Raw genomic sequence first — 23367 nt, 5'->3', positions numbered from 1 at the left:
AGCCACTTTTTGGGACGCTAGCTCTGATAGAGACACTTGAATGCTATACTAAAGATGTAATTGAGAGATCACACGATAAAAATTTTAGGAGGTAGTTGCCATGGCAACTCAAACAATTGAAAACTTTAACACCCTCGACCTTGAAACACTTGCTAGTGTTGAAGGAGAACAACAATGACACATAGAGTTTCAAAAAGGGATATAGTGCTATTTGTCATTGCCCAAGTAGTTAGCATATCCTTACTGGTACTTTTTTTTAGTCAATTACTTCATAACTTATCATCCGTATTCCAATTGGTCTACATCGTAGCAGCCCTCTTAGTGGTTGTGGTTGATATATTGCTCATTCGAAAAATAATGACAAGAAGAGAAGAACCAACTGTGTTAAATCAATTAAAAGCTTCCCTAGCTTGTTTCTTGTTACTGACACTTAGTTGCCTTCGTTTTTTGACAACAGATTTCTATTATCAAAAAGTTATCGCTATATTTGTAGGTTTTTTTTCATTATTGGGTTTCGTACTATTTTTATGGGGCATCAAGTATATCAACCATAATATAGAGAAGTAAGTAATTGACAAAATAAGGAGTATAAGCAATGTTTACAAAATTAACTCATAACGACGGTGCAGGAGCTGGATTTGCAGGCGGTAGCACAGCATTTTGTTATGGTACAGCTGAATAATCTTCATTTGAGATAGGTGATACAAATGAAGAAATACCTAATCATTTTTTCGACTATTGCGATGATATATTTATATAGCAAAGTACTATTGTCATCAGGAAATATCTATCAACTTTTGTTAGCATCAATAGGATTCTTTTTCTTTTTATTTGGAGTCTATAGGCAGTATAGAAAGAATTAGTTAAAGCTTTTTCAATAAGACATGGACTGAATCAAAAATGATATTCAGTCTTTTTTTTTACTACTCGGGACGTATAGCCACTTTTTGGGACGCTAGCTCTGATAGAGACACTTGAATGCTATACTAAAGATGTGATTGAAAAATTAGTTGAAAGAAATAAGGAGGTTTTCTTAATGACAGGACTTAAATGGTTTGCAGGAGGCAAAGAGAGACGAGAACAAGCAGTAGCTATTATCGATGAAGTAATTGAAACTATTGGAGATAAGCCAGATTATGCTGATTTGAAGCAGGTCCTGCACTCCTACCGAACGGAACTTGCAGACTCTCGTTCAGCCACTCCCTATATCTTAAGCAGGATGTCACTGGAAATATCCGAAGTGGTCAGAAAAGACCAGCTGACCTTGTCTCCCTTTATCGAGGAGCGAATAGCAGAGTTGCGAAAATTGCTAGCGATTCGTTATGGCTATTGATGTCATTAGGGAGGATTTCTTGGTTTTAAGGTTGAGTTGTCCAGTGAGAAAAGGAAGATGGGGCAAAAAGGTTCTTTTCCAATCTGTTGAGGAGCAGAGAAAGATCCTTAAGTCCTAGTTATGATTATGCCAAGCGGACAAGTGATTGTGATGAAAGGAGAGTGCGATACCTTATCTTAACCGACTTCGTTCAGGAACGTTACGTTATTTACGACTCATGGTTGTTGCCTTTGGTTTGATAGGTGGAAATATTGGTTTAGAATTATTATATAATGGTTCTTCTTTCTTATTTTGGCTGCCTTTAGTATTGCTATCAATCTTTTTACTTGTGTTGCCCCTGTTGATTAAGCGAGAGCTTGACCGTCGTCCACTTGAAGAACGACAGTTTACTCTTAAACAAATTTACGCTGGTATGGGCTTGGCGCATTTGGCTATTATTTTAGCTGGTATTTATCGTTTGCTGACGGTGAGAGATGCCGAATGGCGTCTAATCATTATTGTTGTGATTGTTTTGGATATTTGTTTACTAGTTTTTCTGACACCTAGAGTGCTTAAAATCATTAAACAAAGTGAACGAGGTTAGAATGGCAGTTTATGATAGACACGCCTATAAAAATAGCGAGGCTGTAAGTGCTTATCTATGCTTTGGTAACTTTCTAGGTATTGTAAAAACTTTCTGTTTGAGAGAAGTGTGAGGTTTAAGTTTTATGTCAAAAAATCTACGTGCCCTTACGGCCATTGTTTTGTCCCAATTACTTATTGAGTGGATGGGATTCTTTTTAGGTATTCCTCTAAGTAAGATTCGGGTTTTAACAGTACTTAGCAGTCTAGTAGAGATCTTGATGCATCTTTTCCTAAGTAAAAAATCTAAAGTTACTTTGGGTGATAAAGAGATATGGCATCAATACTTTTTATTCGTTAAGAAGACGCTGTGGTTCTCTATTTTATTAGTTGCAATTTTTCTTTTTTATTCGATAATCAAATCTGATAGCTTTATGCTCTATTTTTACTGGCATATCTTTGTATTATTCCATTGTCTTGGATATATCATTTGTTTAAATAACATTAAAATGAATCGTAAAAATTGAAGCCTAAATCTTGTTTATTTCCACACAATCAAAAAATCCCATGAGAGTTCTCATCCTATGGGATTTTTTTGTTTATCTTACGAAAACCACTAGCTGTGCTAGTGGTTCCGAAAAGCTTTTAGCGATGTATCAAAAAAGTCCCCCTAAAGTGTTATATTAGATAAGGTTTCCCGACCACTAACTAATATACAAAAGGAGGACCCCTGATGAGACAGGATAATAATAGTTTAGCACATACTACATGGAATTGTAAGTATCATATTGTTTTCGCCCCAAAATATAGACGTCAGATAATCTATGGGAAATACAAAGCAAGTATTGGTCAAATCTTACGGTTATTATGTGAAAGAAAAGGCGTTGAAATTCATGAAGCAGAAGCTTGCCCAGATCATATTCACATGTTAGTGAGTATACCACCGAAACTAAGTATTTCTTCATTTATGGGATATTTAAAGGGTAAAAGTAGCTTAATGATATTCGACCGACACGCTAATTTAAAGTATAAATATGGGAATCGCAAATTTTGGTGTCGAGGGTTTTATGTTGATACGGTTGGGCGAAATCAGAAGCGAATTGAAGAATATATTCGTAATCAATTACAAGAAGACGTGATAGCAGATTAGCTCAGTCTTTTTGAGGAGTATGATCCGTTTACAGGTGAGAATAATAAAAGAAAGTAATCTTAAAGAGACCTTCGGGTCAGCTAGCAAAGGTGGTGCTGAAGGGAAACCATTCGGTAGGCCTTTAGGCCTCGGCCGGTAGCAGAGGCTTTCAGCCGAAGAGCAAGCCACCCGTTCTCACGGGTGGTTTTGACTATAAAAAGCTAATAAGGCAATGTCATCTGACTTTGGCTTAGGTCCACGGTTAATTCGTAGTCACTATTGTCACGAATAGTGTGTTCAAAGTCTGTGGTATAGAGAACAAGTCGGAGTTTGTCGCCCTTGTTGAGTTTGTAGATGGTTGGTTGCAAGTCCAGGCCGATAGTCATCCATTCATTTGGAGTGACATCCTCAATGGTGAGGAGGTCTTTACGATTTTGCAGGTTAAGGTGTCCCTTGGTAATGACACGGTATTTTGCCTGCTTGAATGGCAATTCACGTAAGGCTTCTTCCTTGAAGAGACGGCCATTATCTAAATTCATGCGTTTGAGTGCAGGAATAGGTGCGAGATACTTCTTGTCACCCATTTCTAGAACTTGGGCCGAAATGAGACCACGGTTTGTGTTAGACTTAACCTTGAGCTCTAGGTGGACACGACCATTGATTTGGATATCTTGGTCCAGTTCAAAGTCCAAGGTGATGGCATTGGCTTTGTCAGCAAAGAGGTCATCCTTGAAGCTTTGGTAAGTCTTACCGTATTTGGCGAAGGTTTCCTCTTCATAATGGTTAGCGATGATAGCTTCAGCCTCACCAAGCTGAATGTTTTTACCATTGTTGTGTCCAAAGTTATCGAGAACTTCCCAGGTCTGTTCAGACTGGTTGTTTTGCCAGATAACAGTAGGCGGTGTGTAGCCATTCTCCAAACCAAGGAGTTTCTGACAAATCAAGGCGTTCATGCTTTCTCGGAAGTCAACAGACTGCCAAGCATTCATGTAAACGTGGGCACCATTGTGGAAGAAGAGGTGTTTTTCAAGAGAGTCTGGAAGAGCATTGAACATTTGATAGACGTTAATCGGTTTGACATTCCAGTCTTGACTACCATGTGTAAAGACAACGGTAGCTTTAACACGGTCTGCGAACTGCACATAGTTACGGTTATGCCAAAACTGGCTATAATCACCATGCGTACGATCAATAGCCGTGCTTAGCTCTTTAAGGTAAGCCTCGTAGTCTTTTTGGTGGCGTAGGTATTCTCCAGCTAATAGGGCACGAGAATAGGTAAATTCGGTCAAGGTGTCGAGATCTTCACCAGGGTAGCCTCCAGGACTGACGAGGAGTCCATTTTCACGATAGTAGTCGTACCAAGAAGAAATACCCGCTTCAGCGATAACCATCTCCAAACCGTCGACACCAGTTGTAGCAAGGGCGTTGGACATGGTACCCAAATATGAAAGTCCGGTAGTAGTCACCTTACCAGAAGCCCAATCCGCAGTGATGGTATGCTGTCTACTTCGGCTAGTAAAGGCGCGTGCACGACCATTGAGCCAGTCAATGACAGCTTTATAGGCCAGAACTTGTTGATAGTCTCCAGAGGTCATGAAGCCTTCAGAATTGAAGGTACCGACACCCGATACATAGATAGAAGCCACACCACGAGCCAACATGTAATCGTTAAGCGTGTAGGTATCTGTGTGAGCAAAACGCTCCTGAGCCTTTGTGACAGGATTGATAGGCGTAAGGTCTGCCTCTGGTGTCTTGATTTCTGGTTGGCTAAGGGAGATTTCACCTGCTGGTTTGACGAGTAAATCACCTTCCATCTTGTGGGTAAGCTTATCTGAAGCAGGCTCATTAGTCCCTTGTTGATAAGGGCTTGCGGTCATCATGGCTGGAACTGGGAAGTCCACATTAGGACGTAAGATAGTCATTTTGACCAAGTCTAACTGGCCATCTTTATCGGTATCTACAGGTGTTTCAACATAAACCACCTCACGGTAAAGCTGATTAGTGTCAAATGTTGCCAAGCTCTTACCATTAAAGAAGACGTAGTTATTACTTACAGGAATCAAATCCTGAGCTACTAACTGATCAATTAAGGTATTGCCAGACTGTGTGCGTGTTGCTAGCAATTGATGGAGGTTATTAAGGCTACCATCAAAAGTAATTGGGAAAGCCATTTCCTCTAGGAAAGCAACACTATCTGTAAAGTCTACATTAGGGACAAATCCTAGCATTTGAAGAGCCACCAAACCAAAGACGTCAGCAGTCAAAGGTCGGTCTGATTGGAAGAAGGTTAGGAGATCAGTCTCTGTATCAGCAATCCAATTTTTCAAAGCTAAATCAGTATCTTCAAAGAAAAGGAAGTGCTTGCGAACAAAAGCCTCAAAATTAGCTTTGGCACTGGCATCTAGAGAGACTTCAAAGCCCAGAGAATGGAGTTCCTGACAAGCCATTTCAGGACTTACTGGGATGTAACTAAACTGATTAAATTTCATACTTTAAAACCTCAAAAAAAGAATACGTAAACATTTCAGAAATATCTTTACATCAGACATTATACTTGATAAAATGATAGATGTCTAAATTATTGTAAAATGTGAAAGGAAATAAAGAGACAAATGAATGATTTTCTAAAAGAAGCGCTCAGTCATGATTGGATTATGAAGTACATTACTGAGTTTATTGGGACAGCTTTGATGGTTGCACTTGGTAATGGTTCGGTTGCCAATGTTGAGCTTAAAGGGACTAAGGGTAATAAGTCTGGATGGCTTGTTATTGGTTTTGGTTATGGTTTTGCGGTAATGATGCCAGCACTTATGTTTGGTGATGTTTCTGGTAACCACATCAACCCAGCCTTCACACTTGGACTTGCTGCATCTGGCTTGTTCTCATGGGTAGCCGTTCCAGGTTACTTGATTGCTCAACTTCTCGGTGCTTTCTTAGGACAAGCTATCGTGGTTTGGGTTCACCAACCTTATTATCTTCAAACTGAGAATCCAAACAACATCCTCGGTACCTTCTCTACAATCTCTGCTGTTGATGATAACTCAGACTCAGAGGAAAATCACAAACGTGCTTGGCTTAATGGTTTTGCCAATGAGTTTGCGGGTTCATTCCTTCTCTTCTTTGGTGCTCTTGCCTTGACTAACAACTACTTTGGTCACAAATTAGTCTCACAAGCAGTTCAATATGGGTATGATAAAGAAGCTGTAACAGGTCAAATGGCTAATGGTGCACTTGCGGTTGCCCACATCGGTGTTGGTTTCTTGGTTGCAGCCTTGGTTATTTCGTTTGGTGGTGCAACAGGTCCAGCTCTTAACCCAGCCCGTGACTTGATGCCACGTCTTCTCCACCACATCTTGCCAACAACAGTTCTTGGTGAGCACAAAGGTGATTCTAAATGGTGGTATGCTTGGGTTCCAGTTGTAGCTCCAATCTTAGCAGGAGTTTTAGCTATAGCTTTGTTCAAGTTCCTCTACCTTTAATCAATACAAAAAATCTGAAGTTAGTGCTTCAGATTTTTTTATGCTTAAAATTTTGAAAGTAATAAAAAACTGAGAAAATATTCTCAGTCACATTGGATTAGTCATTACTAGAATGGTAGCACCTAAGGTGTAAAGATTCCATAAAACATGAAGTGTGATACTTGCAGATAAGTTTTCTCTTTTTTGGTAGACCATAGAGAGAGCCAAGCCCATTCCGATATAAAGAGTGAGGTAGGCAAGATTAGTTGGCATATGAAAGAGACAAAAGAGCCCAGTGCTGACTAGCACAGCTGTTTTCGAATAAGGAGCTAACCAGGTGAAAATCCACTTGCGAAAGAGGATTTCTTGGAGGAAGGCTGTCGTAATCATACCAATGGTTACTGGAAGGATAGGCGTTGTTGTGAGCGTCTTTTGAAGTTCTGCATGGTAGTTGGTATGGGTTAGTAGCATAAGATTACTGCCAATGACTCCCATCAAGAAGATAGTGAGAAAGCCCCAGATAATTGCTTTAGCATCCTTGAGGTCTAGTCTAAAACGAGTCATCAATCCTTCACTCTTTGCCCAGAGATAGGTAAGGTAAAAAATGATGAGATTGATAGCGATGACTCCCCAGCTTTCAAGCTTCGTAAAAGTCAATCCAGTCTGATTGTTATATAAGGTTGTCATACCTAAGGTGATGTTTGGGATAGCTATCATCAGCAGTAAAAAAAATCCCTGATAGGCATGTCTAAATGCCAGATTATTGACAAGAGTTTTCATAGACTCTATTATACTCTAAAATGAGGAAAATGCTAGCCCCAAAGTAAAGATAATGTAATGATTTTCATAATTTGTGTGAAAGAAAGTGAAAAAATTACAATACTGTTTTTTCTTAGGAAAATCCTTGTCACACAGGCTCTTTTCGGATAAAATAGAAAAGAATGGAGGTTGTCATGACGCAATCAGGGAATTTTAAGTTTCACACACCAATTTTTCGTGTAAATAACAGACAAGAAAATATTGATTTTTACCAAAATACATTAGGATTTAAGCTTTTGACTGAGGAAAATGCCCTTGCGGTCTTCACAGATTGGACAGACCGTAACTCACTTTTTGTGATTGAGGAGTCACCAGCTTATCGTTGTCGCGCTGTTGAAGGTCCTAAGAAAATTAATAAAGTGGTCATTAAAGTTTCAAATCCACTTGAGATTGAGTACCTTTTGGCGCGTGATGATCACCAAGCCAAGGCTATTTTCCAAGGGGAAAAGGGGTATGCCTTTGAAACAATCTCACCTGAGAATGGTCTTATTTTGATGCATGCCGAAGATGACTTGTCTACTCTTAAGACAGTTGAATACGCAGATGTTGAAGAAAAAGAAGATTTCAAAGGAGTGTCAGACTTTACGGTTGAGTCTTTGACCTTGAACGTTGTTGATACAGCTCAAGCAGCTTTCTTCTACGATAATCTTTTTGGCGAAGAATTGCCTTTGTCTATCCACTTTGAAAAAGCAGAAGGTCCTGACCTCCAAGTGAGTCCAGACCAGACTTGGGATTTGGAAATTCTAGAGTTTAAGGTAGCAGAAGACTATGACTTGGTTGCCTTGCATGATAAACTTGAAAAAGAACAGTTCTCTAGTTACCTAGACAGCAAAGGGAACTTGCTCGCACTCACTGACATGAGCAATATTGAGGTTTGGTTTACAAAGTAATGACTAATTTTCAACAAACATTGTCAACAATTACAGACTACATCAAGGCTGACATCTTTCCAGGTGCCAGCCTTGCACTTTATGACGGACAAGATTGGCAGGAGCATTATCTAGGAACTCAGGATGGAACTATTCCGGTAGTTCCAGGACTTACCTATGATCTAGCTAGTGTTTCCAAGGTAGTCGGAGTTGGGACCCTCTGTCTTTTCTACTTGCAAGCGGGAAAATTGGACTTGGATGAGAAACTATCGACCTATTATCCTGAAGTTGTGGATAAGACGTTAACCCTTCGTCAGCTTCTTTCTCACAGTAGCGGAATTGATCCTTTTATTCCAAATCGTGATGACTTAGACCAAGCTGGCTTGATTGCTGCTATTAATGCCATCAAAGTTAAGGCTGATAAACCTTTCTTGTATACAGATATAAATTTTATTCTCCTAGGTTTGATGCTTGAAAAAGTCTCTGGACAAACACTGGATAAGCTCTTTGACTCCGAGATTTTTCAACCGTTTGGTATGTCTGAAACACAGTTTGGCCCAGTTGAGGTAGCTGTTCCAACAGTTAAGGGGGTTACGGGAGGGACTGTTCATGATCCCAAGGCTCGAGTTCTCAAAGAACATACAGGTTCAGCAGGTCTCTTTTCAACACTAAAAGACTTAGAGATTTTTGTTAACCATTATTTGACGGATGATTTTGCTAAAAATATGACGCAGAATATCAGCCAATCCAACAAGGAACGCAGTGTCGCTTGGGACCTCCAAGGCGAGTGGATTCTTCACACTGGTTATACAGGTACCTTTGTGCTTATCAATATCCCTCGTCAACGTGCGGCGATTTTCCTCAGTAATCGTACTTACTACAAGGATGAGAGAGCTCAATGGATTAAGGACAGAGATGTTTTAATTGAGATAATGAAGAAGGAGCTGATTCGTGAAACGGTCGAGTAGACACTCCAAGGAAAGAAAGCTTATCCCTTGGTTTCTGAGTTTGCTCTTTTGCATGCTTAACGGGAGTAGTCTCTTTTTCTGTGGTATGTGTTTTACAGTGGTGATCATTTTTTTGACGACTAATAGAGATGTAAGCTCTTTTGTAGTTTTGGTATTTATTAGCTTGTTATCTAACCTTATTATTTCTTTTTATATTTTGATAAGAGAACTACTATACAAACTGATTCATTGCCTTGGGTATCGTGCCCAACCCGATTTAAAAGTCCTTCATATGAGAAGAGGGTTTGATATTCATTTTCCTGTGTTTGAAAAGTATGGTCAAGACTATAAGTTACTCTACAAAAAGCGTTCCAAGAAGCTTCAAATAGAGTATTTGCTTATATGTTTAGGATACTTTAATGGACTTAGTCTTATAATGATTACCTTTACAGCCCTATTGAGAGGACTATTTGAGCTACTAGAACTAGAATCAAGAATGGCATCTTCTGATTATAAACAATTTCTTGGTTTTTTGGTCTACATGGGATTTTTTGTCCTTCTTTTTACAGGACAGAAATACTGGAAAAAAATCACAGAGAGATTAAAAGCTAGAGAAAATGTGACAGTGCTGGCTGTCGAGCATGGTTATCCTATATTTGCGACAAAAGAAGAAGCTTAAGCAGTACGTCAACTGCTTAAGCTTTTTTACTTATTAAGGATTTTTCTACAGTAATGTGTTGGATACCAGCTTCTTCAAAGATGTTACCGACTTCTTGATAGCCATTATTGAGGTAGAACTTAAGTGCACTGAGTTGAGCATGGAGAGAAATAGTCTGGAAGCCTTGTTCTTGTGCAAAATCTTCAGCTTCTTTTAGGAGAATGCTCCCCAGACCTTGACCTTGGTAGGCATCGAGCACCGCCATACGTTGGAGGGTAAGCTGAGTCAAGTCTTTATTCGGTAGTAGGCGTACGGTTGCTGCAGCCTTGCCTTTGTCATCATATAGAACAAAGTGGATGCAGTAGGCTTCATTCGCATCAATCTCAATGGAGCGAGGAACACCTTGCCCCTTAACAAAAACAGTGTTTCGGATGGCTACGGCATCGAGGTAAGTTTCTGAGAGTGTATCTCTTGTATGTTTGATAATCATAGGGCAAGTGTAACAAAGTCTATAACTAATTGTCAACGAAAAAAAGCTTGATGAGAGGAGTCATCATCAAGCTTTTTATCTTGTTTTATTCTTTAATTTGTCGACCGTTTGTATCTTGGATAGGACGGTTATTTTTAAATCCAAGGGTTTGAGTGAATTTCTCCACTTGTTCCTTACTAACGGTTTCTTGATTCTTGAAGACAATCCAGTTAACACCCTCAGTACATGGTGGTGTTGTCAAGGAACCTTCGAAGTTGTAGTAGTCCTTGTCTTCAGGATAGAAATCATCTAGTGAGATAGGTTGAGACAACTCGGTTTCAGTATTAGCAGCCTGAGGCATCTTATCCCAGATTTGTTTTAAGGCTTGATTTTCATCGCCATAATTATAGAGAACTGAGACAACTGTGATTTTCCCATTATCAGTCTTGTAGACGAAGTGACCCTCTAGAGGATAAGTCTGACCATCAATTTCATTCTCACTAGGTGCGTGAAAATGGAACTGCTGTAATTTATAGACATCATCACCAATCGTTAGGGTATTCTTTGGATTTTTAAAGCTGACTTCAATTGTATGCCCGTTATTTTCAACTTGAGCCTCTGATTCTTGATTATTAAGGTTTAGTTCTGGAAGATCAACGTCCTCAGCTCCGGTGATATTGATCGGAGATTGTTCTTTACCATTTTTGCTGAGTTTATAATCTTTAGAAAGGTCACCCCAATGGTCTGGACCAGTAGCATCAGTATAACCCCATTGAACGTCCTTGGACTTTGAGGATTCAGTTTTGGTATCAGACTGGCAGGCTACGAGTAGGATAGTACTTGCTACGAGAGCTACTAATCCAATTAGTTTAAAACTTTTCTTATTCATTTGTCCTCCTTATATTCTTTAATCTTATAACAATGATAGTTTACGTGTTATTAGACACTATCCATTTGACGTAATTGAGTATCGTTTCTCTATGGTGCTTCTGAGAAGGAAGTGTTTGGAGATACCAAACGGAAACGCTTTTATTTTATAGCTAATCTGATAAAAAGTCAAATGTAAATTATAGTAGATTTAGAAAAATATAATGAAAGCTGGTTTTTGCAAAAATAAAAAAACAGCAAACATTTTGAAATCATGATGTTTACTGTCTTTAATGTGTGTAATGATTCTTAATCGAACATTTTCTTTGCAGCTCTTAACAAGGTTTTGACATCTTTATCATAACGAGGTGTTTTCACCAAACGTGACATGGGGATACCAGCAAAATGGAAAGCTGCGATTTCTCCAGAACGAACAGCACTATTTTCTGTGAAAATCATTTGATAAGGTTGTTCGACAAATTCTCCAGTAAAGGCAAGGTTTGTTGAATGTTTTGGAATAACCTTAGGACGATCTGACTTGGCTCGATTGTTAAAGAGAGCAGAAGCATATGGCATATAGACAGGGATACAGTTAATAACACTGTCCATGATTTCCTCTTCTTTATCGCTGATATTGATAGGCCCTGGGTCTACCTTTGAAAGTTGTCCAATAAGTTCCTGGAGCATCTCTTTACCAGTCATTTCGATATAAGGTTTATCAATGATTTCCCCGTGACGACGAGGGTAGAGGAAGTATCCCCAAAGAACCGTTTCGTTTGGTTTTTGACTAGTGAAGTGAGGTTGGTGATGGACAACGATTGACATGGTTACATCTTTTTGACCGAGTGGTGTCACTGGTTCTGTAGAAATAAAGGAATTAAGGGCGTTGCCTGGTTCCTGAGTGGTAATACGAGCAATTTCGTTCAAGAAGAGATGATTTTTAGTAGTGAGAGTGAAACTTACCCATTCACTGGCATCACGATCAGCGAAGAATTTATCAGGATTACCAAGGTTATAAAAATGATCTGATGCCTTTTTCCAAAGACTTGAAGCAGCACCATAATCCATGTTTTCTGCAGCCGGAGTGTTGAAATCACCTAGTGTTGCAGAGTCAGTAATCGAACCGTTTGTAAAGATGACTGCTGTATCGTTATCCACTGGGACGAACTCATTTTCATCAGTTTTAGTATTGACCATGTGAAGACCAGTAACAGTAATTTCGTCTTGCATCTTGCTGTCCTTGAATTTCCAGTCAACAACACGACGATTAAGGACTATGTGACAGCCCTCTTTTTCCAAGTAATTAATCAAAGGCTTCATGATGCTTTCGTATTGATTATAGCGTGTACGGTTAACACCAACTAAATGCTCAATCTGAGTGAATTCATAAATCATTTGGTGCATGTAACGACGAAGCTCTTGTGCAGAACTGCGAGTCCTAAAAGCGAATGTCGTTTCCCACATAAACCAAAAGTTACTTTCGAAAAACTCAGTATTGTCTTTGAAATAGTCAGCAATCGTGATGTTATCTAGTTTTTCTTCTTGTGAATCAGGCATCATAATTAACTGCGTAAGGAGCTTACGACTTTTATTATTCAAACCAAGCTTACCACCATCAACGATACCTTGTCCGCCTGTTAAGAGACGAGCCTTGTCATAGGTTGGGTGTGCGGCATCAAATTGGCGAGTATCCTCAGCAGCTGTAAGACATGGTTCTGTCATTGAAGGAACCCGATCAAGCAAATCCATCAAGTCAACATAGGTACGGTAGTTAAGCATACGACCACCGCGAGCAATATAACCCTTTTGATTTTCCATCGGATGATTTTTATTCCAATAGTCATCCTTAACATCTTGGGTAGGGGAACCGTCGTTTGATCCGTAATTATCAAGAGCGTAGAAAGTGATTTGGTCTCCTGACCATTTACCTTCTTGAATGAGGTAAACAGCGGCAGCCATATTTGATAAACCAGCACCGATCATAATTGCTTTTTTCTTTTGCATGATAGTTCTCCTCCTTAATCCAACGTAGAATCAAATTCATCATATAAGGCACTATCGTCCTTGAAGAATTCAGATTTGTGGGCAAGGAATAAGACACTAGCTAGGACGCTAAGTGTGATTCCAAGACTAGTTTTGAAAAACACTTTTTTCATAATAATACCTTCTTTCAAATTCAGTTTGTATTATAGTCCTATCCATAATTATTAACAACTGTTAATGTAAGGTTTTGTACAGTTTGGTAGAAACTGTTTAAGAAGCTAAGAAAAAACAAGCATCACTAGGATGCTTGTTTCTTGTTATATGCTTAGATTTATCCCAAAGCGTCGTCCATTGAAAGAACTTCGTGGAAGACACGTTGTGTCAATTCAGTTTTTTGTTCTGGAGTGAGGTATTTAGTGTTTACACAGTATCCAGAGATACGTACGATAACATCTTCACCGCTCATGATCTTTTCGTAAACATCTGACAAGTCCATAACGTTCAAGTTAACGTGTTGTCCACCGTTTTCGAAGTATCCGTCAAGGATAGTTACGAGGTTGTCAACTTGTTCGTCGTGAGTCTTACCAAGGGCACGAGGTGATACTTGAGTAGTAAGTGAGATACCGTCAGCTGCATAACCGAAGTCAAGGCTTGCAAGTGAGTTCAAGTTTTGCAACCATCCACCTTTAGCTTTGTTAGATGGGTTAGCACCTGGTGAGAAGAATTCCAATTTAGACAAGTTCACTGAACCATCTTCGTTGAGGTATACCCCTTTGTGAACTGGAGAGTTACCAGTTTGTTTAGAGTAAGCAACGTTAGAAGTGATTGTAAGAAGTGAAACTGTAGCTTCTGCATCTTTGTAGAGTTTGTGGCTACGAAGACGAGTAGTGTAAGCTTCAATCAACCATTCTGCCAATTCGTTTGAACGTGGGTCATCTTCACCCCAACGTGGGTATTCACCGATTGTTTCGTAGTCGTAGATGTAGCCATCTTCGTCACGGATCGGTTTAACTGTAGCGTATTTGATTGCTGACAATGTATCAACAGTATTTGCGAAACCACAGATACCAAATCCCATGTTAGCACGTTGTTTAGTTGGCAAGAAGGCCATTTGAACAGCTTCGTAGTTGTACTTATCAGTCATGTAGTGGATGATGTTAAGGGCATCTACGTAAGTGTCAGTCAACCAGTCAAGAGATTTTTCAAAGTTAGCTTTAACAGTGTCAAAGTCAAGAACTTCATCACGGACTGGTTCGATGTCAAATACTTTATAGTCTTTATGAACATCGTCGTAACCACCGTTCAAACCAGTAAGAAGGGCTTTAAGCACGTTAACACGAGCACCGAAGTATTGGATGTTGTGACGTTGTTCTTCGTTTTCTGGGTCAAGTGGTGATACACAACATGAGATACAGCTCATTTCACCGTATCCGTCTTTAGCCATAGTAGTTACACCTTCGTATTGGATAGAAGAGTGTTTGTGGCTCATGTGCATACAGTAGCGACGGAATGAGTAAGGCAATTTGTCAGTCCAAAGAACTGTCAAGTTTGGTTCTGGAGAGTTACCGATGTTGTCAAGAGTGTTCAAGAAACGGTAGTCCATCTTGGTAACACGGTGACGTCCGTCAGCACCCATACCAGCCATAGAAGTTGTGATGAATGTTGGGTCACCTGAGTACAATTGGTCGTAAGCTTTTGTACGAGCAAACTTAACTGTACGAAGTTTCATAACGAAATCATCAACGAATTCTTGGATTTCTGATTCAGTGTAAGTACCACGAGCAAGGTCACGTTCTGCGTATACGTCAAGGACGATTGGCACACGACCAAGTGAAGTAGCGGCACCGTTGATTACACGACATACTGCCATGAAGGCGATGTTTGTCCATTGGATAGCTTCTTTAGTATCGAAGGCTGGACGACGAACATCTACACCGTAAAGGTCACCAAGGCGAACAACGTCTTGAAGTGCTTGGTATTGAAGGTTAACTTCTTCACGAAGACGGATAGTTTCTTCGTCGATTTCTTTGATAGCATTCCAGTCGTTAACTTTTTCTTGCATCAAGTAGTCAGCACCGTAAAGGGCAAGACGAGCGTAAACCCCGATGATACGTCCACGTGAGTAAGCATCTGGAAGACCAGTAACTGTGTGAGCGTGACGTGCACGACGGATGTTTGAAGTGTAAGCACGGAAGATACCATCGTTAACTGTAGTCACGTATTTTGTGAAAATTTCGTGTACAGCTGGGTCTGGTTCATAACCGTGTTCTTTCAAAGCAGTTTCCGCCATACGGATACCACCTTTAGGCATGAAGTTCAATTTGAAGAGCTCATCATTTTGGATACCATAGATAAGTTCATCTTCTTTTGAAATGTATCCTGCGTCAATGTCAGCGATTGAAGTTGGACGAGTATCCATTGGGAAGCGTCCTTCAGCTTCATAGCCTGCTTTAGTTTCATCTACGATTTTTTTAATTTTTAGAGAGCGTTCAGTTGGTCCTGCAAGGAAGCTTTCGTCACCATCATAAGGTGTGTAGTTTGCTTGAACGAAACGTGAAACGCTAGCTTTTTCTTTCCAGTCAGTTCCTTTAAAGCCTTCCCACGCTTTTTCAAAAACATCTGTGTTAGTTTTAACCGTTGCCATAGTTTGGATCTCCTATAATTCTAGTAACAAAATCATCTGTTACATTCTCTAGAAGTATTCTATCACACAGTAACCGCTTACACAACTTTAAAACTGCGTTTTTAGAGACATTCTTTTATAATACAGTTTCGAAAACGACAAATCTGTATTATAAATTTCTGTTTTTTGATAGATTTTGGTATCATAAGGGGAGAATGCTTTGTAGTCCCAAAGTTTTATGTGAAAAGCTTTACAATGAGATAAATCTGAGAAAGGAGGCAGGGAGCCATGTTAGAGTTTCCTCTAATAAATGATACCAGTCGGAAAATCATCCATATTGACATGGACGCCTTTTTTGCTCAGGTCGAGATGAGGGATGACCCCAGTCTTAAGGACAAACCGGTTATTATCGGTCACGATCCTAGAAAAACTGGGGGACGTGGTGTGGTATCAACCTGTAATTACGAGGCTAGAAAATATGGTGTCCATTCAGCCATGTCTTCTAAGGAAGCCTATGAACGTTGTCCTAATGCTGTCTTTATCTCAGGAAATTATAGCCATTACCGAGAGGTAGGGATGCAAATTCGTGAGATTTTTAAACGCTACACCGACTTGGTAGAGCCTATGTCTATCGACGAAGCCTATCTTGATGTGACGATAAATAAGCTTGGTATCAAATCGGCGGTTAAGGTAGCCAAACTTATCCAGTATGATATCTGGCAGGAACTTCACCTGACTTGTTCAGCAGGGGTTTCCTACAATAAATTTATCGCCAAACTAGCCTCTGATTTTCAAAAGCCTGCTGGTTTGACGGTGGTGCTTCCAGAGGAAGCTCAGGAATTTTTGGGAAAGCTACCTATTGAAAAGTTTCATGGGGTAGGTAAAAAGTCAGTTGAACGTCTTCATGACATGGAAATATACACCGGTGCCGATCTTCTGAAGATTCCTGAGATGACGCTGATTGATCGTTTTGGACGTTTTGGATTTGATCTCTTTCGAAAGGCTAGAGGGATTTCCAATAGTCCTGTTAGGCCCAATCGTGTCCGTAAATCTATTGGAAGTGAGCGAACCTACGGCAAACTTCTTTATAATGAAGATGACATCAAGGCTGAGTTGACTAAGAATGCTAGGCGGGTAGCTGAAAGTGCTCAGAAAAATAAAAAAGTCGGTCGAATTATTGTCATCAAGGTCCGTTATTCGGATTTCTCGACCTTAACCAAGCGTATGACCTTGGACAAATCGACTCAGGATTTCGACACCATCGAAAGGATTGCCCATACCATTTTTGATCAATTAGAGGAAAATAGCAGCGGTGTTCGCCTGCTCGGTGTGACGCTGACGGGTCTGGAAGATCAAGAAGGCAGGCAATTGGACCTAGATGATTTGGAGTCATTATAATAGTAGAGTTTTGATTTTTTCTTTTGGAAAGTGACTTTGAAGAATCATCAGACCTATGCTATCTTAAAGAGTAACTAAAAGAAATGAGGGAATAATATTAATGAAAAAAGTTCTTACCTATTTAGGACTGATTCTAGCAGCTTGCTTGGTTCTCGTAGCTTGTGCTTCCAATAAACCAGCTGAGAAGAAAAAAGCGACACCAACTCCGACAGAACGTGCCAAGGCTGATGCGACAGTTTTAATTGATACTATGCTTGGAAAATCTAGTAACGGTTTTTCAAAACTCTACGGTGAAAATTACGAAACCTGGACTGAAACGAATGTTTTTGAAAAACAAGTTGCAGATACTATCGAAGAAAAGGGGTATACACCGGAAGACAAGTATACGTTTAAATACATTGAAGGTTATGATGCCAAGACTCCAACCCAAGTGCTTTCTAAGTTCCTCAAGGTCCGTCGTAATATGATTGGTAAGATTCAGGACTATAAGCTGAAAGATGTCAAAGTTAAAGGAAATGAAGCGACAGTTACCTTTACTTCACGTTCTGTTAGTGCCTATGGTGCTGCAGCTGCTGTTCGTACTCTCCTTATGAGTCTCTATGACAACGATATTGACAAGTTGAAACAATGGAATCAAGCTGATAACAACGATGTGGAAAAAGGTAAAGCCAAAGATCTCACAACGAAATTCCTTTATGGTGAAAACTTTAACGGAGATTTGACACAATTTAAGGATATTGATAAAGAAATGGCCTATACACCTTTGACAGGTGCTGATAATCTAGAAAAGACCCTCAAGCTAACCAAAGATGATGGAGGCAACTGGACGATTTCTATAGAAGATTATAAAGAGCTTGCCGAAGCCTTGGTTGACCATGATGAATCAGGAAGCAGAGCCGTTTACGCTGAACGTATCCATAAGAATTTATCAGATTATCAACCTGAAGACAGTAGCGATTCAAGCAGTAAGTCATCAAGTAAGGGAAAATAGAGTTTTATTGCATTTGATGTTAAACATGTACGGAAAGCTTTTTTGGACGAGAAGAGTTGTCACACCAGTGGCAGCTCTTTTCTTATTGTTCGTTGTATCGATTCCCCTATAACCATTTTCTATCACCACTTAGGTTTTTATTATTAGACGACTAAGGATGAAGATGATAAACTGTTATCACTAACTATTAATGAAAGTATCGAGGATTATAGATATGAAAAAATGGCTTGCAGGTTTAGGGATTCTTGGCTTGTCAGTTTTGACTTTGGCAGCTTGTGGAAACAAGAGTGACAGTAAGGGATCTGGTGAAAAGCAGACGATTACTGTTGCGACGGACTCTGATACGGCACCTTTCACTTTCAAAAAAGGTGACGACTTCAAGGGTTATGATATTGATTTGGTCAAGGCTATTTTCAAGGATTCGGACAAATATGAGGTCAAGTTTGTAACGACACCTTTTGATTCCATCTTGACAGGGGTGGATTCTGGACGTTATCAGATTGCGGCTAACGACTTCAACTACAATGAAGAACGTGCTCAGAAATATGGTTTCTCAGATCCGATTTCACGTTCTAACTATGCCATCACTAGTGCTGAGGGTACCAAGTATACTAGCCTAGACGATTTGTCTGGTAAGACGACAGAGGTGCTTCCTGGCTCTAACTATGCTCAGTTGCTTGAAAATTGGAACCATGCCAATGCGGACAAGACACCAATTACTATCAACTATGCTTCTAGCTCAACGGGTCTTTCAACACGTATTCAACACATTCAAGAAGGAAAAATTGACTTTATCCTTTACGATGCGATTTCGTCTGAGTACATTGTCAAAGATCAAGGCTATAAGCTAGCTGTAAACAAGATTAAAGACGATATCGGTATGAAGACTGATGGTCTGGAATATCTTCTATTCTCAAATGATAAGCAAGGTAAGGAACTCAAGACATTTGTTAATAAGCGTATCAAAGAGCTTAAGAAGGATGGAACCCTTGCCAAACTCAGCAAGGAATACTTCGGTGGCGATTACGTCAGTGATTTGAAATAAGACTGTTAAAAGTTGAGACTGCTGTCTCAGCTTTGGATTTAACACAAAGCTTTCTTTTGAGGCTTTCCTGAGGTGATGACGGACGTCAGCGACCTTCGTCGAAGCTCCATGACTAAGTTTTGAGCCTAAGGTCTCAAAACTTCCGAACACCTGAAACTTTAAAGTTTCAGGTGTTTTTCTCACGCCGGAAAGCCTCGGTTTATGCTCACTTTGTTCGTTAAATAAGGAATTAGTTCAAATCTTTTTGGTCTTAACAAGGTATTATTATCAGTGATACGATTTTCTTATCACTATGATAAGAAAAGACTATTTCACAGACTTTCTGAGTCGTGCTAAAATGAATACTATAAAATTATGATAAGATATTTGAATGGTTAGCACTAGGCTAACCTACTTTTTTAGAAAGAAAGGGCGACATTGTGAAAAAGAGTATAGAAGCATTTAATCGGTCACCTTGGTATCTCCAAGTTATCATTGGCTTGGTTGGTTTGGCAGTAGCTGTTGCTTTAGCCATTCCCTTGTCTTGGCTAGTAGAAATTCTTTGGGGCTATGTTTTGCAACTGATTACGATTATCTTCAAATGGATTTCGTCTTGGATGCCAGCTGGTAAGCTCTTCTCATGGAAGGCAGTCTTTGATGCTGTTCCTAAGATTGTGGAACGCTTGCCTTTGACTTTGGGATTGACCATTGCAGGTGCTTTCTTCGGTTTGATTTTGGCCCTTGTCTTTGCGGTCGTTAAGATCAATCGAGTACGTATCCTTTATCCAATTCAAGCAGTTTTTGTGAGCTTCTTGCGTGGGACACCAATCCTTGTACAACTCATGTTGACTTACTATGGAATACCACTCTTCCTTCGTTATTTGAATGGTGAATTTGGTTTGGATTGGAATATCAATGAGATTCCACCAGCTATCTTCGCGATTACGGCCTTTGCCTTTAACGAAGCAGCCTACATGAGTGAAACCATTCGTGCAGCGATTCAGGCCGTTGACGCTGGGGAAATCGAAGCTGCCCGTTCTCTTGGGATGACATCGGCACAGGTTTACCGTCGTGTTATTATTCCAAATGCGGCAGTTATTGCAACACCAAGTTTGATTAACAGTTTGATTGGCTTGACTAAGGGAACATCACTTGCCTTTAGTGCTGGTATCGTCGAAATGTATGCTCAGGCTCAAATCTTGGGTGGTGCTGACTACCGTTACTTTGAACGTTATATCTCAGTTGCCCTTGTATACTGGGTAATCTCAATCTTGATTGAGTACATTGGTCGTTCAGTTGAAAATCACATGGCCATTAAGGCGCCTGAAGTGACTGACATTTCTGGAATTGGAGGTGACCGCTAATGATTAGTATCAAAAATTTGACCAAGGAATTTTCAGGTCAAAAGGTTCTCGATGGTATTGATATTGACATTGAAAAGGGTGAAGTTGTAGCTCTTGTTGGTGCCTCTGGTGCAGGGAAATCAACAATTCTTCGTAGCTTAAACTATTTGGAACAACCTGATTCTGGTACCATTACCATTGATGATTTTAAAGTCGACTTTAAGACTATCACTAAAGAACAAATCCTTACCCTTCGCCGTAAGTTGGCCATGGTTTTCCAACAGTTCAACCTCTTTGAACGTCGTACAGCCTTGGATAATGTTAAGGAAGGTCTTAAGATTGTTAAGAAACTTTCTGACGAAGAAGCTACCAAGATTGCGAAAGAAGAGCTTGCTAAGGTTGGGCTTTCTAATCGTGAAAACCACTACCCACGTCACTTGTCAGGTGGTCAAAAGCAACGTGTGGCCTTGGCTCGTGCCCTTGCAATGAAGCCTGATGTGCTCTTGCTTGACGAACCAACATCTGCTCTTGACCCTGAGTTGGTTGGTGAGGTTGAAAAATCAATCGCTGATGCAGCTAAGTCAGGTCAAACTATGATTTTGGTCAGTCACGACATGAACTTTGTTTATCAAGTGGCTGACAAGGTGCTCTTCCTTGAAAAAGGTCGTATTCTTGAACAAGGAACACCTGACGAAGTCTTTAACCATCCAAAAGAAGAACGAACAAAAGAATTTTTCGCTTCTTATTCAAAACAATATCTTTAAGATGAGATTTTTGTTACAATAGAAAAGGTGGTGGGAGTGGACGACATTTTAGTCCATAGTCAAAGTCCCACAAGGATGATTAGGAACTTTTGAATGTTTCAAAGGCGACTATAGTCCAATCAGAAACTGCATCGTGCAGTTATTACTAGTCGAATTTAGAGGTTGGAGAATGTTATCTCAGCCTTTTCTATTTCTCACTTTAGGATGATTTATGTTATTAAATATTTTTAAATTTTACCTCTTAGGCCTTGTGATTGCTTTCTTTGTGTGCTTGGTGATTGGTGCCATTTGGCTTGGATGGCGTGCCTTACGTCGTGCGGACAAAACTGTTAAGGAGCGTCAAGGTGCCCTCTATGATGCTATTATGATGTCGATGGTTTCGATCCCAGTTTTGGCATTTGCTTTTATGGCGATTCTTATCGTGCTGAATGCATAATTCTAGCTTTGTTGGCACATTAGGTGTAAGATATCTCTACAAGAAAATCATATAAGGAGTTACTTATGTACGATACAATTGTTATTGGAGTTGGTCCTGCGGGGATGACTGCAGCACTCTATGCAGCACGTGCCAACCTTAAAGTGGCAACTTTGGAGCAAGGTGCTCCTGGTGGACAGATGAATAACACGTCTGATATTGAAAATTACCCTGGTTTTGAAAGTATTTCTGGTCCAGAATTGTCAATGAAGATGTTCGAACCTTTGGAAAAATTGGGCGTTGAAAATCTTTATGGTATCGTGTCTGGTATCGAAGACAAGGGTGACTATAAAGTTGTCAAAACTGGTGATGAAGAGTACCAAACCAAGACAGTGATCATTGCGACTGGTGCCAAACATCGCCACATTGGTGTTGCTGGCGAAGAAGAGTACAACAGCCGTGGGGTATCTTACTGTGCGGTCTGTGATGGTGCCTTCTTCCGTAATCAAGACCTCTTGGTCGTTGGTGGTGGAGACTCTGCCGTTGAAGAAGGAATTTATTTGACACGCTTTGCCAATAGCGTGACCATTGTTCATCGTCGTGATGAATTGCGTGCTCAAAAGGTCCTTCAAGACCGTGCCTTCGCCAATGAAAAGGTTAAGTTTATCTGGGACTCAGTCGTTGAAGAAATTAAGGGTGATGACATCAAGGTTTGCAGTGTTGATATCAAGAATGTCAAAACTGGTGAGGTGACTAACCACGAATTTGGCGGTGTCTTCGTTTATGTGGGACTTGATCCTGTTTCAGATTACTTGACAGGTCTCGACGTCACTGACCAAGATGGTTGGGTAATTACAGATGATAAGATGGCGACACGTATTCCTGGTATCTTTGCCATTGGGGATGTCCGTCAGAAAGACCTTCGCCAAATTACAACAGCCGTAGGTGATGGTGCCACAGCTGGTATCGAAGCCTACAACTACGTGACTGCACTTGGTGATAAGTAAAATAATAAAAACTCGGGATGTTCTCGAGTTTTTTGTGTTCTCTTGGGGGGATTTAGCTTGTCTAGTCCCCTTTGGACCAACATCTATGCGTGTTTTTTGTTATAATAGAAAAGTCTTACTAAAAATCAGTAAAAACGAGGTGACCGACTTGCGTGTTGTAGCAGGTGAATTTGGCGGACGTCCGCTTAAAACGTTAGAAGGCAAAACGACTCGTCCAACAACGGACAAGGTCAAGGGTGCCATTTTCAATATGATTGGTCCTTTCTTTGATGGAGGGCGTGTTTTGGATCTTTTTTCTGGAAGTGGTAGTCTGGCTATTGAGGCTATCAGTCGTGGTATGTCGTCTGCTGTCCTCGTGGAAAAGGATCGTCGGGCACAGGCTGTTATTCAGGAAAATATCAAGATGACCAAGAGTGAGAAGCAGTTCCAGCTTTTGAAGATGGATGCGGCGCGTGCGCTGACACAATTGACAGGAAAGTTTGACTTGGTACTTTTAGATCCGCCTTATGCCAAAGAGCAGATTGTGGCCAATATTACTCAGTTAGAGGAGCAAGGGCTCTTAGCTGAGGAGGTTATGTTGGTTTGCGAGACGGATAAGGCTGTGGACCTGCCTGAAGAAATTTCAAACTTTGGGATTTGGAAACAGAAAACCTATGGTATCAGTAAGGTGACCGTTTACGTGCGTTAGCCTTTGATAGGGAAGTTGTAG

General features: G+C 40.2%; 23 protein-coding genes and 1 pseudogene. 17 read left to right on the top strand and 7 right to left on the bottom strand.

The annotated features are described in order from the left end of the window. Window positions 1-100 precede the first annotated feature (100 nt). The 5 genes and pseudogenes from NST80_RS08815 to tnpA form a co-directional block, all read left to right on the top strand. A pseudogene (locus tag NST80_RS08815) lies at window positions 101-166 on the top strand (ComC/BlpC family leader-containing pheromone/bacteriocin); the annotation flags it as partial. Between the two features lie 8 nt (window positions 167-174). Next, on the top strand, window positions 175-567 hold the full coding sequence (locus tag NST80_RS08810) for a hypothetical protein (RefSeq protein ID WP_003094909.1): 393 nt from the start codon (window positions 175-177) through the stop codon (window positions 565-567). A gap of 469 nt (window positions 568-1036) precedes the next feature. After that, a complete protein-coding gene (locus tag NST80_RS08805) occupies window positions 1037-1333 on the top strand; it encodes a bacteriocin immunity protein (protein ID WP_013991117.1) in 297 nt (98 codons plus the stop codon). A 217-nt stretch (window positions 1334-1550) separates the two neighbouring features. Then, entirely contained in the window at window positions 1551-1916 is a 366-nt protein-coding gene (locus NST80_RS08800; protein WP_013991116.1) for a hypothetical protein, read from the top strand. A gap of 711 nt (window positions 1917-2627) precedes the next feature. After that, window positions 2628-3044, top strand: coding sequence for an IS200/IS605 family transposase (gene tnpA, locus NST80_RS08795; protein WP_002886752.1), 417 nt, complete (start codon window positions 2628-2630; stop codon window positions 3042-3044). 200 nt (window positions 3045-3244) lie between these two features. Here the strand turns inward: tnpA and NST80_RS08790 are convergent, their stop codons facing one another. After that, complete coding sequence (locus tag NST80_RS08790) at window positions 3245-5512, bottom strand: Xaa-Pro dipeptidyl-peptidase (RefSeq protein WP_014632657.1); 2268 nt, start codon at window positions 5510-5512, stop codon at window positions 3245-3247. A 123-nt stretch (window positions 5513-5635) separates the two neighbouring features. Here NST80_RS08790 and gla point away from each other — a divergent pair, with 123 nt between their 5' ends. Next, window positions 5636-6502 carry an aquaglyceroporin Gla gene (gene gla, locus NST80_RS08785; protein WP_014632658.1) on the top strand — a complete coding sequence of 289 codons (867 nt, stop codon included), beginning with the start codon at window positions 5636-5638 and terminating at the stop codon, window positions 6500-6502. Window positions 6503-6589: 87 nt separating this feature from the next. Here the strand turns inward: gla and NST80_RS08780 are convergent, their stop codons facing one another. After that, window positions 6590-7168 (bottom strand): CPBP family intramembrane glutamic endopeptidase, encoded by a 579-nt coding sequence (locus NST80_RS08780; protein WP_229039813.1) that lies wholly within the window; start codon window positions 7166-7168, stop codon window positions 6590-6592. A gap of 266 nt (window positions 7169-7434) precedes the next feature. Between NST80_RS08780 and NST80_RS08775 the strand changes: the two genes are divergently transcribed. The 3 genes from NST80_RS08775 to NST80_RS08765 all read left to right on the top strand — a co-directional run bounded on the left by NST80_RS08775 (window position 7435) and on the right by NST80_RS08765 (window position 9795). Then, window positions 7435-8190, top strand: coding sequence for a CppA family protein (locus NST80_RS08775; RefSeq protein WP_004183351.1), 756 nt, complete (start codon window positions 7435-7437; stop codon window positions 8188-8190). Then, window positions 8190-9137 carry a serine hydrolase domain-containing protein gene (locus NST80_RS08770; protein ID WP_014632661.1) on the top strand — a complete coding sequence of 316 codons (948 nt, stop codon included), beginning with the start codon at window positions 8190-8192 and terminating at the stop codon, window positions 9135-9137. Before NST80_RS08775 ends, NST80_RS08770 begins: the two co-directional genes overlap by 1 nt. A 112-nt stretch (window positions 9138-9249) precedes the next feature. Beyond that, a complete protein-coding gene (locus NST80_RS08765) occupies window positions 9250-9795 on the top strand; it encodes a hypothetical protein (protein ID WP_229039812.1) in 546 nt (181 codons plus the stop codon). 16 nt (window positions 9796-9811) lie between these two features. Here NST80_RS08765 and NST80_RS08760 read toward each other — a convergent pair whose 3' ends face one another. The 5 genes from NST80_RS08760 to pflB all read right to left on the bottom strand — a co-directional run bounded on the left by NST80_RS08760 (window position 9812) and on the right by pflB (window position 15737). Beyond that, complete coding sequence (locus tag NST80_RS08760; RefSeq protein ID WP_049529020.1) at window positions 9812-10264, bottom strand: GNAT family N-acetyltransferase; 453 nt, start codon at window positions 10262-10264, stop codon at window positions 9812-9814. Between the two features lie 85 nt (window positions 10265-10349). Further along, window positions 10350-11132, bottom strand: a complete 783-nt coding sequence (locus NST80_RS08755) for a carbonic anhydrase family protein (protein ID WP_084871006.1) — start codon at window positions 11130-11132, stop codon at window positions 10350-10352. 287 nt (window positions 11133-11419) lie between these two features. After that, on the bottom strand, window positions 11420-13114 hold the full coding sequence (locus NST80_RS08750) for an oleate hydratase (protein ID WP_084871005.1): 1695 nt from the start codon (window positions 13112-13114) through the stop codon (window positions 11420-11422). Between the two features lie 14 nt (window positions 13115-13128). Continuing rightward, window positions 13129-13266 (bottom strand): hypothetical protein, encoded by a 138-nt coding sequence (locus NST80_RS08745; protein ID WP_004183341.1) that lies wholly within the window; start codon window positions 13264-13266, stop codon window positions 13129-13131. A gap of 158 nt (window positions 13267-13424) precedes the next feature. Beyond that, complete coding sequence (gene pflB, locus NST80_RS08740) at window positions 13425-15737, bottom strand: formate C-acetyltransferase (protein ID WP_045769046.1); 2313 nt, start codon at window positions 15735-15737, stop codon at window positions 13425-13427. A 267-nt stretch (window positions 15738-16004) separates the two neighbouring features. On the opposite strand from pflB, the gene dinB reads away from it, so the two are divergent. The 8 genes from dinB (at window position 16005) to rsmD (ending at window position 23346) form a co-directional block, all read left to right on the top strand. Then, window positions 16005-17114, top strand: coding sequence for a DNA polymerase IV (gene dinB, locus NST80_RS08735; RefSeq protein ID WP_045769047.1), 1110 nt, complete (start codon window positions 16005-16007; stop codon window positions 17112-17114). Between the two features lie 100 nt (window positions 17115-17214). Beyond that, window positions 17215-18105 (top strand): peptidase, encoded by an 891-nt coding sequence (locus tag NST80_RS08730; RefSeq protein ID WP_183138275.1) that lies wholly within the window; start codon window positions 17215-17217, stop codon window positions 18103-18105. Between the two features lie 214 nt (window positions 18106-18319). Beyond that, window positions 18320-19150 carry a transporter substrate-binding domain-containing protein gene (locus NST80_RS08725; protein WP_004183337.1) on the top strand — a complete coding sequence of 277 codons (831 nt, stop codon included), beginning with the start codon at window positions 18320-18322 and terminating at the stop codon, window positions 19148-19150. A gap of 596 nt (window positions 19151-19746) precedes the next feature. After that, on the top strand, window positions 19747-20493 hold the full coding sequence (locus NST80_RS08720) for an amino acid ABC transporter permease (RefSeq protein ID WP_096832659.1): 747 nt from the start codon (window positions 19747-19749) through the stop codon (window positions 20491-20493). Beyond that, the gene (locus tag NST80_RS08715; RefSeq protein ID WP_014632672.1) at window positions 20493-21236 is read left to right on the top strand and encodes an amino acid ABC transporter ATP-binding protein; all 744 of its coding nucleotides are present in this window, start codon (window positions 20493-20495) and stop codon (window positions 21234-21236) included. Before NST80_RS08720 ends, NST80_RS08715 begins: the two co-directional genes overlap by 1 nt. 211 nt (window positions 21237-21447) lie before the next feature. Next, window positions 21448-21672 carry a DUF4059 family protein gene (locus NST80_RS08710; RefSeq protein WP_002884393.1) on the top strand — a complete coding sequence of 75 codons (225 nt, stop codon included), beginning with the start codon at window positions 21448-21450 and terminating at the stop codon, window positions 21670-21672. 65 nt (window positions 21673-21737) lie between these two features. Further along, window positions 21738-22658 (top strand): thioredoxin-disulfide reductase, encoded by a 921-nt coding sequence (gene trxB, locus NST80_RS08705; RefSeq protein WP_014632674.1) that lies wholly within the window; start codon window positions 21738-21740, stop codon window positions 22656-22658. A 139-nt stretch (window positions 22659-22797) separates the two neighbouring features. After that, window positions 22798-23346 carry a 16S rRNA (guanine(966)-N(2))-methyltransferase RsmD gene (rsmD, locus tag NST80_RS08700; RefSeq protein WP_231910681.1) on the top strand — a complete coding sequence of 183 codons (549 nt, stop codon included), beginning with the start codon at window positions 22798-22800 and terminating at the stop codon, window positions 23344-23346. Window positions 23347-23367 lie beyond the last annotated feature (21 nt).

This window comes from Streptococcus sp. FSL K6-1323 (assembly GCF_038630745.1).
In the GTDB taxonomy this organism is placed as follows: domain Bacteria; phylum Bacillota; class Bacilli; order Lactobacillales; family Streptococcaceae; genus Streptococcus; species Streptococcus salivarius_D.
This window is presented reverse-complemented; position numbering and strand designations above follow the sequence as displayed.